The sequence below is a fragment of the Actinopolymorpha sp. NPDC004070 genome, assembly GCF_040610475.1.
In the GTDB taxonomy this organism is placed as follows: Bacteria; Actinomycetota; Actinomycetes; order Propionibacteriales; family Actinopolymorphaceae; genus Actinopolymorpha.
Map to the genome: position 1 here is coordinate 41,784 of NZ_JBEXMJ010000009.1, position 14,088 is coordinate 55,871.

General features: G+C 70.6%; 13 protein-coding genes. 5 read left to right on the plus strand and 8 right to left on the minus strand.

Annotation, left to right across the window (positions count from 1 at the left end):
• The first annotated feature begins 463 nt into the window (after window positions 1-463).
• The 3 genes from ABZV93_RS17345 (at window position 464) to ABZV93_RS17355 (ending at window position 5,714) form a co-directional block, all read left to right on the plus strand.
• Window positions 464-2,986 carry a GH116 family glycosyl-hydrolase gene (locus ABZV93_RS17345; protein WP_354936675.1) on the plus strand — a complete coding sequence of 841 codons (2,523 nt, stop codon included), beginning with the start codon at window positions 464-466 and terminating at the stop codon, window positions 2,984-2,986.
• A 135-nt stretch (window positions 2,987-3,121) separates the two neighbouring features.
• Entirely contained in the window at window positions 3,122-4,573 is a 1,452-nt protein-coding gene (locus tag ABZV93_RS17350) for a serine hydrolase (protein WP_354936678.1), read from the plus strand.
• 55 nt (window positions 4,574-4,628) lie between these two features.
• Window positions 4,629-5,714 (plus strand): winged helix DNA-binding domain-containing protein, encoded by a 1,086-nt coding sequence (locus tag ABZV93_RS17355; protein ID WP_354936681.1) that lies wholly within the window; start codon window positions 4,629-4,631, stop codon window positions 5,712-5,714.
• A gap of 56 nt (window positions 5,715-5,770) precedes the next feature.
• On the opposite strand, the gene ABZV93_RS17360 is transcribed toward ABZV93_RS17355, so the two are convergent.
• The 8 genes from ABZV93_RS17360 to ABZV93_RS17395 form a co-directional block, all read right to left on the minus strand.
• Window positions 5,771-6,067: a hypothetical protein gene (locus tag ABZV93_RS17360; protein WP_354936683.1), complete on the minus strand. Its 297-nt coding sequence runs from the start codon at window positions 6,065-6,067 to the stop codon at window positions 5,771-5,773.
• Window positions 6,031-7,104 carry an MFS transporter gene (locus ABZV93_RS17365; RefSeq protein ID WP_354936686.1) on the minus strand — a complete coding sequence of 358 codons (1,074 nt, stop codon included), beginning with the start codon at window positions 7,102-7,104 and terminating at the stop codon, window positions 6,031-6,033. The genes ABZV93_RS17360 and ABZV93_RS17365 overlap by 37 nt, the downstream gene beginning before the upstream one ends.
• A gap of 104 nt (window positions 7,105-7,208) precedes the next feature.
• Window positions 7,209-7,658 (minus strand): MarR family transcriptional regulator, encoded by a 450-nt coding sequence (locus ABZV93_RS17370; protein WP_354936689.1) that lies wholly within the window; start codon window positions 7,656-7,658, stop codon window positions 7,209-7,211.
• Window positions 7,659-7,805: 147 nt separating this feature from the next.
• Window positions 7,806-8,075: a twin-arginine translocase TatA/TatE family subunit gene (gene tatA / locus ABZV93_RS17375; protein WP_354936692.1), complete on the minus strand. Its 270-nt coding sequence runs from the start codon at window positions 8,073-8,075 to the stop codon at window positions 7,806-7,808.
• A 166-nt stretch (window positions 8,076-8,241) separates the two neighbouring features.
• Window positions 8,242-8,988, minus strand: coding sequence for a biosynthetic peptidoglycan transglycosylase (locus ABZV93_RS17380; protein ID WP_354936695.1), 747 nt, complete (start codon window positions 8,986-8,988; stop codon window positions 8,242-8,244).
• Between the two features lie 52 nt (window positions 8,989-9,040).
• Entirely contained in the window at window positions 9,041-10,063 is a 1,023-nt protein-coding gene (locus ABZV93_RS17385) for a Gfo/Idh/MocA family oxidoreductase (protein WP_354936698.1), read from the minus strand.
• Window positions 10,060-11,073, minus strand: a complete 1,014-nt coding sequence (locus ABZV93_RS17390) for an alcohol dehydrogenase catalytic domain-containing protein (protein ID WP_354936701.1) — start codon at window positions 11,071-11,073, stop codon at window positions 10,060-10,062. The genes ABZV93_RS17385 and ABZV93_RS17390 overlap by 4 nt, the downstream gene beginning before the upstream one ends.
• A 106-nt stretch (window positions 11,074-11,179) precedes the next feature.
• Window positions 11,180-12,208: a hypothetical protein gene (locus ABZV93_RS17395; protein ID WP_354936704.1), complete on the minus strand. Its 1,029-nt coding sequence runs from the start codon at window positions 12,206-12,208 to the stop codon at window positions 11,180-11,182.
• A 161-nt stretch (window positions 12,209-12,369) separates the two neighbouring features.
• Between ABZV93_RS17395 and ABZV93_RS17400 the strand changes: the two genes are divergently transcribed.
• Window positions 12,370-13,029 carry a TetR family transcriptional regulator gene (locus tag ABZV93_RS17400; RefSeq protein ID WP_354936707.1) on the plus strand — a complete coding sequence of 220 codons (660 nt, stop codon included), beginning with the start codon at window positions 12,370-12,372 and terminating at the stop codon, window positions 13,027-13,029.
• A 250-nt stretch (window positions 13,030-13,279) separates the two neighbouring features.
• Window positions 13,280-14,041, plus strand: a complete 762-nt coding sequence (locus tag ABZV93_RS17405) for a class I SAM-dependent methyltransferase (protein WP_354936710.1) — start codon at window positions 13,280-13,282, stop codon at window positions 14,039-14,041.
• Window positions 14,042-14,088: the final 47 nt, after the last annotated feature.

Here is a 14,088-nt window from a genome sequence, read left to right on the forward strand (position 1 = left end):
GATCGACGTGGAGGTGCGTCGCAGGCGCGCGCTGCCGATTTCGGGGCCGCTTTCGGTGCTGAATTGCTTCCGCCCTCGCCGAGTGCTCGCTGACTCCTACTGCCACGCTACGCAGTGACCTCCGAAGATTCGAGGTCGTGGGGACCCGGTGTTCCGCCTTTCGGCAAAGGGAAATCGCACGGCATGTCGATCGATGTCGGCGCAGAGAATTCGAAAGCCGACCGACCACGCGGTGGCGCACCGAACGGTGATCTGCCGGTGCCGGTCAGCCGGGTGCGGCCAGTGGCGCGGGCGCCGCGGTGGATCGTCTTGACAGGGTTCGGACGGCACCCATAGTTTCGCGAAGATCCGCAACGTATGCGCAGGCAGCGGACGACGACCCACAAGACCACCGAAGTTCCGGTAGAACCGCCCCGACGACACCGGGAAGCGGGGGCCGCCGGAGCGGAGAGGCAGTGCGCGGATGACCGCGGAGACCTTCGACTGGCCCGTCCTCAACCGCTACGACGTCGCTCACTCGCTCCGGGTCGCACTGCCGCTGGGCGGCATCGGCACCGGCACTGTCAGCCTCGGTGGGCGCGGCGACCTGCGCGACTGGGAGGTCGTCAACCGGCCCGCCAAGGGGTTCGCGCCGAAGTGGAGCTTCTTCGCGTTGCGGACGGCGCCCGCGGGCGGTGGCGATCCGGACGCCGTGGTGGCAAGGGCGCTGGAAGGACCGATCGACCTCGTGCTGTACGAGGGCGGACACGGGTCCGGCGTTCCCAACCACGGTCTGCCGAGGTTCCGGCGGTCGGAGTTCCTCGCGGCCTACCCGTTCGGCCAGGTCGTCCTGGAAGACCCCGACGTGCCCGCCGAGGTCCGGGTGCAGGCGTTCAACCCGCTGGTGCCCACCGACGCGGAGGCGAGCGGCCTGCCGGTGGCCGTGCTGCGGCACGTGGTGACCAACACCGCCGACCACGCGCTGGAGGTGTCGGTGGCGGGCAGTGTCTCGAACTTCGTCGGCACCGACGGGTCCGAAGGTGTCGCCAAGAACAACCGCAACACCGTACGCCAGGAGGAGTTCGGCACCGGCGTCCTGCTCACCTCCGACGGGGTGCCCCGCGACGCCGAGCAGTGGGGCTCGCTCGCCCTGGTGGCGCTCGGCGAGGACGACGTGACCACCCGCACGGCGTGGGCCGACCACTCCTGGGGCGGTGAGCTACTGGACTTCTGGGACGACTTCACCGCCGACGGCCGGTTGGAGGAACGCACCAGCAGCACGGACACCCCGACCGCCTCCGTCGCGGCGACCCGGACGCTGGCGCCGGGGGAGACGCACACGTTCACGTTCCTGCTCGGCTGGCACTTCCCGAACCGCCGCAACTGGGACCGCACCGAGACCGTTGGCAACTACTACGCCACGAAGTACGCCGACGCGTGGCAGGTGGTGGCCGACACCGTGCCGGCCCTCGCCGACCTCGAACGCCGCACACGCACGTTCGTCGAGGATGTCGTCACCTCCGATCTGCCGGATGTGGTCCAGGAGGCCGCGCTGGCCAACCTGTCCACGCTGCGTACCCAGACCTGCTTCCGCACCGCGGACGGCCGGTTCTTCGGCTGGGAGGGGTGCAGCGACGACGTGGGCTGCTGCGCCGGCAGCTGCACCCACGTGTGGAACTACGAGCAGGCGACACCGTTCCTGTTCGGCGCGCTGGCGACCTCGCTGCGGGAGGTGGAGCTGGCGTACGCGACCGGTCAGGACGGGCGGATGCCGTTCCGCATCCCGCTGCCGCTGGAGCGCGCCGCGACCGATCCCGGACCGGCTGCCGCCGACGGCCAGATGGGCTGCCTGGTCAAGCTCTACCGCGAGTGGCGGATGTCGGGCGACGACGACCTGCTGCGCGCACTGTGGCCGGCTGCCAAGCGGGCGTTGGCGTTCGCCTGGATCCCCGGCGGCTGGGACGCCGACCGCGACGGTGTGATGGAGGGTTCGCAGCACAACACGATGGACGTGGAGTACTTCGGGCCCAACCCCGAGGTGGGCGTGTGGTACCTCGCCGCCCTGCGTGCCTGTGAGGAGCTGGCGACCCACCTCGGCGAGACGGAGTTCGCCGCGACCTGCGCCGACCTGTTCGCCCGGGGCAGTGCGTGGCTGGACGAGCACCTGTTCAACGGCGAGTACTACCGGCACGAGATCCGCCCGCCCGGTTCGGAGGACGCGATCGCGCCGGGCCTTCGGCTGAAGGGCATCGGTGCCCGCGATCTTGTCAACCCCGAGTTGCAGATCGGCGACGGCTGCCTGGCCGACCAGCTGGTGGGGCAGGAACTCGCCCATCTGTACGGTCTGGGCGACCTGCTCGACCCGGCACACCTGCGGACCACGTACGCGAGCATCCTGCGGCACAACCGGCGCGACACCATGGCCGGTCACTTCAACCCGATGCGCAGCTACACCCTCGGCGACGAGGCGGGGCTGGTGGTCGCCTCGTACCCGCGTGGCGACCGGCCGGAGCGGCCGTTCCCGTACTTCGACGAGGTGTGGAGCGGGCTGGAGTACACCGCCGCCGTGGGCATGATCTGCATGGGCATGGTGGACGAGGGTGTCGGCGTCATCGAGACGACCCGCGGCCGTTACGACGGCCGGCGGCGCAACCCGTTCGACGAGGCGGAGTGCGGCCACCACTACGTCCGGGCGATGGCGAGCTGGGGTGCGGTGCCCGCGCTGACGGGCTTCGGCTACGACGGCGTACACCAGGCGCTGACGTTCGCCGCCGCGGACGAGACCGTCGACGGGGTGCGGTGGTTCTGGTCCAATGGCTGGGCCTGGGGCGTCGTCGAGCAGACCCGGGTCGCCGGGTCCGACGGGGGTGTGGACGTACGCCTCGACGTCCGCGAGGGCACACTTCGGGTGCGCGAGCTGACCCTGACCGGCCTGGGGTCGGCCGACCTGGGCGGGCGCACGCTCGGGCCGGGGGAGCAGGTCACCGTGCGCGTCCCGGCCGCGTGAGAGGCAACACCCACTCGGTTGGCATGATCGGTGGCGCGGACCACCCGCGCGGATGGCGAAACGAGGTCTGGCATGGACGCCACGGGCAGCGACTTCAGGGGCTCGCACGTCAGGGGCACGGATGTCAAGGAGGCCTTGCCTCGCTCCGCTCCGGAGGCCCAGGGCATTCCGTCCAAGGCGATACTCGACTTCGTGACGGCCCTGGAGGAGCGGGTCGACGCGATCCACGGTTTCGTGCTGGTCCGCCACGGCCACGTGGTGGCCCAGGGCTCGTGGGCGCCCTACCCGCTGAACGGCCCACGCATGGTCTTCTCCCTCAGCAAGAGCTTCACCTCCAGCGCGGTCGGGCTGGCCGTGGAGGAGGGCCTGCTGTCGGTGGACGACCCGGTGCTGAAGTTCTTCCCCGACGACGCGCCGGAGGAAGTCTGCGACAACCTCGCCCGCATGCGCGTTCGGCACCTGCTGACGATGACCACCGGACACGCCGCCGACACGGCTGTCGTCCGCACGACCGGCGAGCAGAACTGGGTCCGCGGGATCCTGGCCAAACCGGTCGAGCACGAGCCCGGAACCCACTTCTGCTACAACAGCGGCGCGAGCTACCTGCTGTCGGCGATCGTCTCGGAGGTGACCGGCTCGACGTTGCTGGACTACCTGCGGCCGCGGCTGCTGGAGCCGCTCGGCATCACCGACGCGACCTGGCAGACCTGCCCGCGCGGGATCAACACCGGCGGCTGGGGCCTGACCCTGCGCGTGGGCGAGATCGCGCGGTTCGGTCAGCTTTACCTCCAGCAGGGCAGGTGGAACGGCCGGGAGCTGATACCACAGGAGTGGGTGGCCGAGGCGACCTCCCGCCAGGTGAGCAACGACGAAGAGCCGGAGATCGACTGGCGCCAGGGGTACGGCTACCAGTTCTGGCGTTGCCGCAACGGCGCCTACCGCGGTGACGGCGCGTTCGGCCAGTACTGCCTGGTGATGCCCGAGCAGGACGCGGTGCTGGCGATGATCGGCGGCACGACCCACATGCAGGGTCCGCTCGACCTGGTGTGGGAACACCTGCTGCCGGCGATGAGCGCCGACCCGTTGCCGCCCGACGACGACTCGCACGAGCGGCTGGAACGCCGGCTGGCCACCCTGGCGCTGCCGGAGCCGTCCGGCCGGTCGACCTCGCCCACGGCGGCCAGGGTCTCCGGGCGGACCTACCGCGTCCGGATCGGTGACCACAGCGCGGAGGATCCGATCCTGGCCCTGCGCCTTCCGGTCCGCGCCGCCCAGACGATCCGCTTCGACGTTGGTGAGGACGGCGCGTGCAAGCTCAGGTTGCGCGACGGCGCCGGTGAGCACGAGGTGGTCGGTGGAGCGAACGAGTGGCGGGCCGGCACCACCACCCTGGTGCGCGACGATCCGGACCAGGTGCTCGTCCGGGCGACCTGGACCGACGAGGACACCTGCGAGCTGCGGATCTGTTTCGTCCGTACACCGTTCGTCCGTACGCATGCACTGAGGTTCGAGGGTGACCAGGTGACCCTGACCACGGTGGACAACGTCCTGCCTCCGCCCGCGACCGTGGTGGCGGACCTCGGCTGAGCGGTGGCGCCGGTCGGCGGGGTGGCCTGGGAGTGCCTGCGGGCATGATGACGGCGTGGAGCTTCGTAGCGTTCTCAGGCACCGCCTGGCCACCCAGCGGGTGACCGGCCCGCCGCTGCCCACGGCCGCCGACGTCGTACGCCTGCTCACCTGCGTGCAGGCGCAGGAGCGCGAGCATGCCTGCTTCTCGCTCGCGGTGCGGAGCCGGTCGACCGCGTGGGAGCAGGTGCGGGCCGAGCTCGACTCGGGCGCGTTCGTGCGCACGCACATCCTGCGCCCGACCTGGCACTTCGTCGCCGCGGAGGACCTGCGCTGGGTGCAGGACCTCACCTCGCCGCGGGTGGAACGCGCTCTGACCATTCAGCTGACGCGGTCGTCGCTGGACGAGCGGCACGTCGGCAGGGCGCTGGAGATCCTCGCCGAGGCGCTCGGCGGGCGAAACTTCCTTACCCGCAAGGAGATCGGCGCCCGGTTCGCGGCGGTGGGGCTGCCGAGCTCCGGGCAGGACCTCGCCAACCTGGTGATGGTGGGGGAGCTTCGCGGCCTGGTGTGCGGCGGGCCCATCCGCGGGGTCCAGCACACCTACGCCCTGGTGGACGAGGTGGTCGCCCCGGCACCCGCACGCACCCGGGAGGAGGCTCTGGCCGAGCTCGCCCGGCGGTTCTTCGGCGGCCACGGACCCGCCTCGATCGCGGACTTCACCCGCTGGGCCTCGCTGACGGTCACCGACGCCAGCGCCGCGCTGGGCGAGGTCGGGGACCGGCTGGAACGCGTCGACGTGGACGGTGTGGCGCACTGGTACGACCCGGCGCTGGTGCCCGAGCAGCGGGCCGCGCCGGCGCCGTTCCGCGCTCACCTGTTTCCGACGTACGACGAGGCGGTGCTGACCTATCCGGCCGTCACCTTCCCGCCGCCGGAGGGGACGCAGCCACCGGCCTCCGGCCAGTGGTCGGCGACGGTCGTCGTGGACGATGTCCGGGTCGGTACGTGGAAGCGCACCGTCGGCAGGAACGCCGTCACGGTCGAGTCCCGGTTGCTCCGCACCCTCGACGACGAGCGGCGCGGTCTGGTCGACACCGCCGCCGAACGCCTCGGCCACTTCCACGGCCTCCCCGTCCGGCACGTCTCCGGCCAGACGTAGGGCCGGCTCAGTTCACTTGGCGTTCTGGAGGTCCATCACCAGCAGAGCCGGTCGGGTCATGACCGGTCGCCTCTGGTGAGCGAGGACAGCGACCGGTCCGCGACGGTCAGCACGAGGAACCCGACGGCGGCCGCGAGCATGAACCACGCCAGCCGGTGCAGCCCGGCGGTGTCGGCGCGGTGAGAGAACAACACGCCGTTGGCGCAGGAGGCGGCCATCGCACCGAGGTAGGTGAAGGTCCGCAACAGTCCGGCCGAGGAGCCGATCCGGGCCGGATCCGCCTGGTGGTAGACGGAGTTCTGCAGGGCAAGGCTGTTCAGCCCCTGCGGGATCCCGAAGACGCAGGCGACCACGACGAGCAGCCAGACCGCGCTGCCGTCGCCGAGCAGGAAGAGCAGGGCCGAGGCGACGACCTGCCCGACCGCGCCGACCAGCAGTTTGCCGCGGATTCCCTTGCGGGGCCCGGTCGTGGTGGAGACGGGATCGCGGTGAGGAAGATCGGGAACTGCGCCAGACCGGCCTGTGAGGCCGACAGTCCGCGTCCCTCCTGCAGCCACTGGGTGTAGCCGTACAGCGTGGAGTAGGCCACGACGTAGGCGAGCAGAGTTCGGGCGTATGTCGTGAGCAAGGGCAGGTTGCCGGCCAGCACCCGCACGTCCACGAACGGCTCGGCGGCCCGGCGCTCCCGGAGCACGAAGGCGGTCGCGGCGAGGACCGCGAGCACGGGGAGGTACCAGCGGTCGGCCCGCGGGTCCATCAGGAACAACAGCAGCGCCAGGAGCGTCGCGGCGAAGGTGGCGATGCCCGGCAGGTCTGTTCCGGCGGTGGAGCGTTCCTCACCGCGGGGTTGGCCGGCGGGGGACTTCGGCAGCCGCCACAGGCCGAGGGTCAGCCCGGCCACCGCCAACGGGATGTTGACAGCGAGGGTGGTCCGCCATCCGCCGAGCCCGATGAGCAGTCCGCCGAGCACCGGCCCGAGCACGGCGACGGTCTGGTTGGCGACCGCGAGCGCGGTCAGGATCCCGGCCGGGCTGTCGTGGCCGGTTCGCCTGGCCTCGCTGCGGATGAGGAACATCGCGGCCGGATAGCCCGCGCAGGTGCCGAAGCCGAGGAGGACCCGTGCGAGGACGAGGACGCCGAGGCTCGGTGCGAGCAGGCCGACCACTCCGGCGATGCCGACCAGGGCCGTCCCGGCGAGGTAGAGGCGTCGCGGCCCGTACAGGTCGATCAGCCGGCCGACGACCGGCTGCCCGATCGAGGTCGCCAGGTAGAGACCGGACACCAGCCAGGCGGTCTGCGACGGTGGTGCACCGAAGGCTGCCCCGATCGGCACCAGCGAGACCGCGAGGATCGAGGAGTTGACCGGGTTCAGGACCGAACCCAGGATCATCGGGGCCAGCAGCCTGCGGTCGAAGGAGCCCGACCTGTCGTGGTGGGCGTCCCGCGCTGACGAGGGAGAGGTGCGGCCGGAACAGGAGGAGGAGGGTGAGGACCTCACGAGTGAGTGAGCTTTTCCAGCAGGGCGAGCGCCTCGATGACCTTCTGGCGTTCCTTCTCGGTGCACTGGTCCTGCAGCGACCTGGCCAGCCACTCCTCGCCCGCTCGTCGCTTGTCGGCCAGCAACGCGCTGCCGGCCTTGCTCAGCGAGACGAGTTGCCGGCGGCCGTCGTCGGGATCGGCACTGCGCCGGATCAGGCCGCGCTCGTCCAGGACCGCCAGCGTGGCCGCCATCGACTGCGGCCGGACGCGCTCTGCCGCCGCGAGGTCACTGGTCGACGCCGGACCCTCGGTGCTCAGCCTGCTGAGCACCGAGGTCTGGGTGGGGGTGAGCCCGCCGGTGTCGTACGTCTCCCGCAGTCGGCGTTGCAGCCGGCTGAAGACGACCCGGGTCTCACGCGCCGCGCGGACGGCCGACTCGGACATGGTTCCGCTGATCGCAGCCACGTAGGCGACCCTAGGTCGCGCAGGTGAAACTGTCCAGTTCGAACTGCACAGTTCGGGCTGTGCAGTTCGAGCTGTGCAGTTCTACCTGTGCAGTTCTACCTGTGCAGCCAAGGCTGCACAGGCCTGCGGACCGTGCGGTGTCGCCTCTCAGTGCGACTGGTGTGACTGGTGCGGCTCAGACGGAGTGGCGTCGGGCGCCTGGGCCGGGGGAGCCGGCTGCTGGGCCTGTCCGGAGTAGCCCTGGGGGAGTGCGCCGGGCGCGGGCTGCTGCTCGGAGGAGTCGTCCTGCAGCTCCTTGCGGAAGATCTTCAGCGACTGCCCGAGGCCCTTGGCCGTCTGGGGCAACCGGGTCGCTCCGAACAACAGGACGAGTACGACACCGATGATCAACAGTTCCGGTGCGCCGAGGCTGCCCATGATCACTCCTTAGCTGGAAACCTCACCGAGCATAGGTGGCCGCATGCGTCCGGCCGCCGAGCCGCAGCCCGGCTTTGCCGATCCTTGACGGCGTTCGGGCATGTGCTGTCCGAACTGCACCCGCTTGCCCACATCCGACCGGCGTCCACCGGTCGGCCAGCAGAGCTTAGACGTGCTTCCTGGGAACATCTCCCGAGGCGTGGAACGCGGGGCCCGCACACGCCGCCGAGGCCGCGGCCCGCGATCCGAGCTGTCCGGTGGCGACGAGCCGGGCAAGGACGTGCTGCTGGCGGGCGCAGGCGCGGTCGGGATGCCGGATCGGGTCGTACGCCGAAGGGGCCTGCAGGAGCCCGGCCAGCACGGCGGCCTGCCCCCAGCTCAGCTGGGACGGCGTGCGCCCGAAGTAGCCCTCGCTGGCCGCGTCGAGCCCCCAGTACCCGTGCCCGAAGTAGACCACCGACGCGTACATCCGCAGCACCTGCCACTTGTCGAAGCGGCTGTAGAGCTTGACCGCGAGCACCGCCTGTTCGGACTTTCGCACGACTCCGGCGGAGTTGCCGGCGCCGTACAACTGCTTGGCCAGCTGCTGTTCCAGGGTGGCGCCGCCCACGTCTCCGCCGCCACTCACGGCGGCCGCCGCCACCCGGACGACCGAGACGGGATCGACTCCCACGTCGTGGTAGAAGCGGGAGTTCTCGGTGGCGAGCAGCGCCGCGGTGAAGCGTGCCGGCACCGCAGAGGACGGGCTGTGGGCGCCGTGGGCCCGGGCGAACGCGGCCGCGCGGTGTTCGGCGTCGCCGACATCGGGCGTGACGGCCAGGGCACCGGCGAGGGCCACCGCCGCCAGCGAGAGGGCCAGCGCCACCAGGCGGCCCAACCGGCGCGGCCAGCGCCGGCGTTTCCGAACGTCCACTCCAGGAACTCTAGATGTCCAACCTGGAGGCCACAGGCGGTCGCGGGTTCGCTCAATCGCCCGGCGTGGTCTTCGGGGCCGGGACCCGCCGGCCGGATTCGTACGACGCGATCGTCGCGTGGGCGAGCTGGAGGGCGCGCCGGCCGGCCGCGGCCGGGACCGGCGGTGAAGCGCCCGCGCGGAATGCGGCCAGCACCTCCTCGACGTGCCGGTCGAAGGTGGCGTGGAAGCTGCGTGCCTCGTCGTTGAAGTAGCCGGCCTCCCAGACGCTGCGGGTCTCCTCGCCTGCACGGGAGAGGGTGAACCGCCGCACGGTGTCGTCGACCACCGCCCTGCCCAGGGTGCCGTTGATCTCGACCTGCTGGGTGCCGGGATAGGCATACGACGAGTCGTAGCTGCCCAGCAAAGTGCCGACCGCGTCGGAGGTGAACGTGAGCGCGATCGCCACCGTGCTGTAGGCGCCGTAGGTCGCGTTGCCCATCTGCGCCATCACCGACTCGATCGGGCCGCCCAGGTGTTCCAGCAGGTCGAAGCCGTGGCACTGGGTCTCGATCAGGTTGGCGTGCGGTGATCTTTGGCGGTTCGCCTCACCGCCGAAGCGCCAGGTGAGGAACGTGAGCCGGCCGAGTTCGCCCGCGTCGACCGCCGCCTTGGCGCGCAGGAACGGCTCGGAGTACCGGTGGTTGAAGTTGATCGCGAAGAAGCTGCCGCTGCCGTCCGCGGCGGACAGCAGCCGGTCGGCCTCGTCCAGGTCGAACACCAGGGGCTTCTCCACCAGCAGGTTGGCGCCCGCCTCCAGCAGCCGCAGGGTCACCTCGAAGTGGTCCTCGTTGGGCAGGCAGACCGACACCAGGTCTGGTCTGGCCTCCTCGAGCAGCCGGCCGAGATCGGTGTACGGCGTGGTGTCGTACTCCTGCGCTCGTGCGGCGGTCCGCTCCGGCGAGCGACCGAGCACGCCGACCAGGTCGGTGTCGTGCCGGCCGGCGAAGATCCGCGCATGCTGTGCTCCCCAGCCGCCCGCGCCGACGACCGCCACCCGGATTCGCCCGCCCTTTGTGCCCGTTGCGCCGCTCACGTCGCCGGCTCCCGGACGATCACGACCTTGCCGGTCTGCCCGGACAGGAACAGCTCGAACGCGTGCGGGAGCTCACTCGGCGGGAACGTGTGCGTGATCACCCGGCCGATCAGGTCGCGGTGTTCGAGCAGCAGCCGGTGGTTGTCCGGCATTTCGTCGTACCGGAAATACTCGCTGCCGAGGACGGCGCGTTCGGGGGAGATGAGGTCGCGGGACACGTTCAGCGTCAGTCCCTCGCCGTGGCCGACGCAGATCAGCGCACCGCGTTTGGACAGCGCCGAGATCGCCGCCTGGCGGGCCGAGCCACGGCCGGAGGAGTCGAAGGCCACGTCCGGTGCGATCTTCTTCAGCGCGGCCTCGTCGTCGGCGTCCAGCGCGGTCACCCCGAACGACTCCGCGAACCTCCGCCGCCAGGGGCTGACGTCGCTGACGAAGATCGGGAAGTCCACGCCGTAACGGATCCGGGCCATCACCACCAGGCCCAGTCCGATCGGGCCGGCGCCCGCGACGTGGATGCTTCGGATGTCGTCGCGTACCAACTCGGCCCTGCGCAGCGCGTGGCCGCTGGTGCCCATGACGTCGAGCAGCATCGTCGCCTCGGCGAACGGAATGGAGTCGTCGACGGCGAAGAAGTTCGTCTCGTGGGTGAGCAGGTACGGGCCGTACCCGCCGTCGGTGTTCTGGCCGACGTCGCCTCGCTTGGCGAAGCACTGGTTGGTGGCCCCGACCCGGCAGCTGCGGCAGTCCCCGCAGAAGTCCATGAGGTAGACGGCGCCGCGGGTGCCGACCTGAACACCGGTGCCGGGGCCGGCGGCCACGACGACACCGGCGGACTCGTGGCCGGGCACGATGGGACTGCCGTTGACGTACTCGCCCCTGTCGGTCCCGCAGATCGCGTTGGCCCCGACCGCGAGCAACAGCTCCCCGTCGCCGGGGTCGCGGTAGGTGTGTGGCTCGAACTCGATGACTCCGTTGCCGCGAAAGCGCGGCACGACTCCATGTGGCGGCACGCTTTCGAATGTACGCAGGTCAGGGGGCGCGGCGGCGCTTCACGCGACGGGCACTTCTGGCCGGGCCCGGACGTACGTTGCACAAGACGTTCGGCGAGTGTGCCGTTCAGCTGCCGTAGTAGTCCGCGAGGGCCGTGAAGGCCGCCTTCGGCTCCCAGGCCAGGTCCGGGTAGGTCTGGCCGTTGCGGTCCTCGAGAACCCTGACGATCGACGGACTGGCCAGGTCGAGATCCTCGCGTGGGTCGCCGTCGGGGCGGTGCGGATGGCTCTCGAGGGCGAACAGGAAGACGAAGGCGGCGTCGACACCCGCGGCGTCGAAGATCTCCAGCAACTCACGCAGATACCGGGCCTGGCCGGCCTCGTCGCGGACGTACTCGCCGTTCAGCCGAAGCAGTGCGCCGGTCCTGTCGTCGTACTCGCCGATCTCCATGAAGCGCGCGCCGAGGTCGCCGGCACCGCGAAAGCAGGCGGAGCCGAACTCGGTGACGGACACCGGTTTTCCCTGCTGTACAAGGGCGCGTACGCCGTCGGCGAACTGGTCGGCCACCTCGGCGGAGCGGTAGAGGTCCGCGCTCACGATGTCGAAGAGCGACCAGTCGACGCGTTCGAGTGGGATGGCCGCGTAGGTGATCGGGCCGCCGAAGCGTTCGCGGACGACGTTCACGGCCTGGCGGAGGAATTCGTCGACGCCGGCACTGAGCGCTGCGATCCGTTCGGGCATCCGAGCCCGATCGCCGAGAAGTCCGTCGAGGCGCTGCTCGACGCTGTCGCCGGGCAGGAAGCCCGGGTTCATCAGGCTCAGCTCCGCGCCGGTCACGAAGACCACGTCGGCTCCGCGCTGCTGCCGGAGCCGTTCCGCTCGCTCCGCGCACTCGGTGAAGAGCCCGAGAATCTGGTCGGCGGTGAGTTCGAGCGGGTACGGCGAGAACCACACCTCCAGCCCGAGGTCGGCGGCGTGCGCCGCCGCCAGGTCCAGGCGCTCCGGATCTCCGCCGATGATCCGCACGGCCGTGCAGTGCAGGTCGTCGCGGATGATCCGGAGTTCGCGTCCGACCACCTCGGGATCGAAGTGCTGCCGGGAGATGCCGCCGTCGCGTATGAAGCCGGTGTCGTAGCTGATTCCCTTTGCCCGCATGGGAGTCGTCCCTTCTGGTCGAGCGTCCGGTGATCCGGTAGGGCCTGCTCCGGAGCCTCTGCTGAGGGAGCGGGGTCCGGACGGCCTGAGGACGAGACTAGTCGAAAAGTGCGTGCACGCAAGTTTGCGTGCGCGCACGTCTGGTGTGGGATGCTGTGCCCGTGACGGCTGGGCGGACGAGTTTGCGCGAGCAGAAGAAGCAGGCGACCCGGGAGGCCCTGCGCGCCGCGGCGCTGCGGCTGGCGGTCGAACGCGGGCCGGACAACGTGCGCGTCGACGACATCGCCGAGGCCGCCGGAGTGTCGACGAGGACCTACAACAACTACTTCTCCAGCCGGGAGCAGGCAATCGTCGCGGCCGTCACGGCGGAACGCGAGTCCCGGGTCGCGGCGGCGGTGGCGGCCCGGCCGCCCGGCGAGCGCCTGTCCGACGCCGTGGTCGAGGCGATCGTCGAGCAGTACACCGGCCCGGACGACCGAGTTAGGGACGTCCTGCTGCTGATCACCGCGCGCCCGACACTGCGGAGCGCGTTCGTGGACTCCGCGGCTGCGATCGAAGGCCCGCTCGCCGCCGTGCTCGCGGAGCGTCGGTCGGAGGACGTCGACGACCTCAGCCCTCAGGTGCTCGCGGCGGGCGTGGCCGCCGCCGTCCGCGTCGGCCTTCGGCGCTGGTTGCGTACGACTCTCGAGTCCGGCTCGGCCGGCGGGCTCGTCGTGCCGTCCGGCTCCCTGCCCGACCTGCTCCGCGCCGCGCTCGCACCACTCGTGCCCGCACTCGACGCCTCAGCTGGGAAGGAGTCCCGTCCGCGACGCCGTCGGTGAGCCACACGTTCAGGCGGAAGTTCGCGCGACTGCATGGCGGGTGGGCCGGAGATTGTCAGGTCGGGAAGCTGGGACGAAGATGATCTTCGCGTCCACCATGACGCATGGGCTGGTGGTGGTCCAACGTGAAGTGGACCTTGAGTTGGATCTTCAGTACGCCGTGCTCTGCGCTGGCTCCGCTGGATGGCGATGGCGTCAACGGGGAACTGGATCATGGTCAACGAGTCGTTGTGCTGAGTACTGTCGCGCAATGGACCGGATCCTCGCCCACACCAGGTCGAACCAGCGCAGCTGGAACGAGATCGCACCGGCTCGGCCACCTGAGCCGGCGAGCTTCTTCCTCGACGGTGGCACCACCCTGGAGGACTTCGAGCCCGGACTGCTGCCGGACGTCGTCGGCAAGCGCATGCTGCATCTCGCCTGCGCCAACGGCAGCGACTCCCTCTCCTGGGCACTGCTCGGAGCCTCGGTGACCGGTGTCGACATCAGCCACGTCGGTATCGAGGTCGCGAGGACCCTTGCCCGGGAGACCGGGGCGGACGCGCGGTTCGTCGTCGCGGACATGTACGAGCTGCCGGCCGACCTGCGGGACTTCGATGTCGTCTACGCGAGCTGGGGAGTCGTGTGCTGGCTGCCCGATCTGGACCGGTGGGCGGCGACGGTCGTGGAGCGCCTTCGCCCGGGCGGCACCTTCCTGCTGTGCGAACACCATCCCCTCTGGGAGGTGCTCGGGGTGCGGGCCGAGGGCGTGGAGGTGACCGTCGACTACTTCGGCCGCGGCCACCCGACGCGGCAGACGTACGACCAGGCCAAGCGTCCATCCGGGTCCACGCCGGACACGAGGTTCGACGCGTTCGTGTGGCCGGTCAGCGACGTCGTCATGAGCCTGATGCGGGCCGGCCTGCGCGTCGAGGAGTTCTTCGAGGCGCCCGTGGCGCAGATGTACGAAGGGCTCGGCGACGCGGCGACCCGTGTGCCCGCCGTCTACGTCGTCAAGGCGCACCGACCGTGACGGACGCGACGCACCGAGAAAGCGAGCAAGGCCTCGCGGGGGGCAGC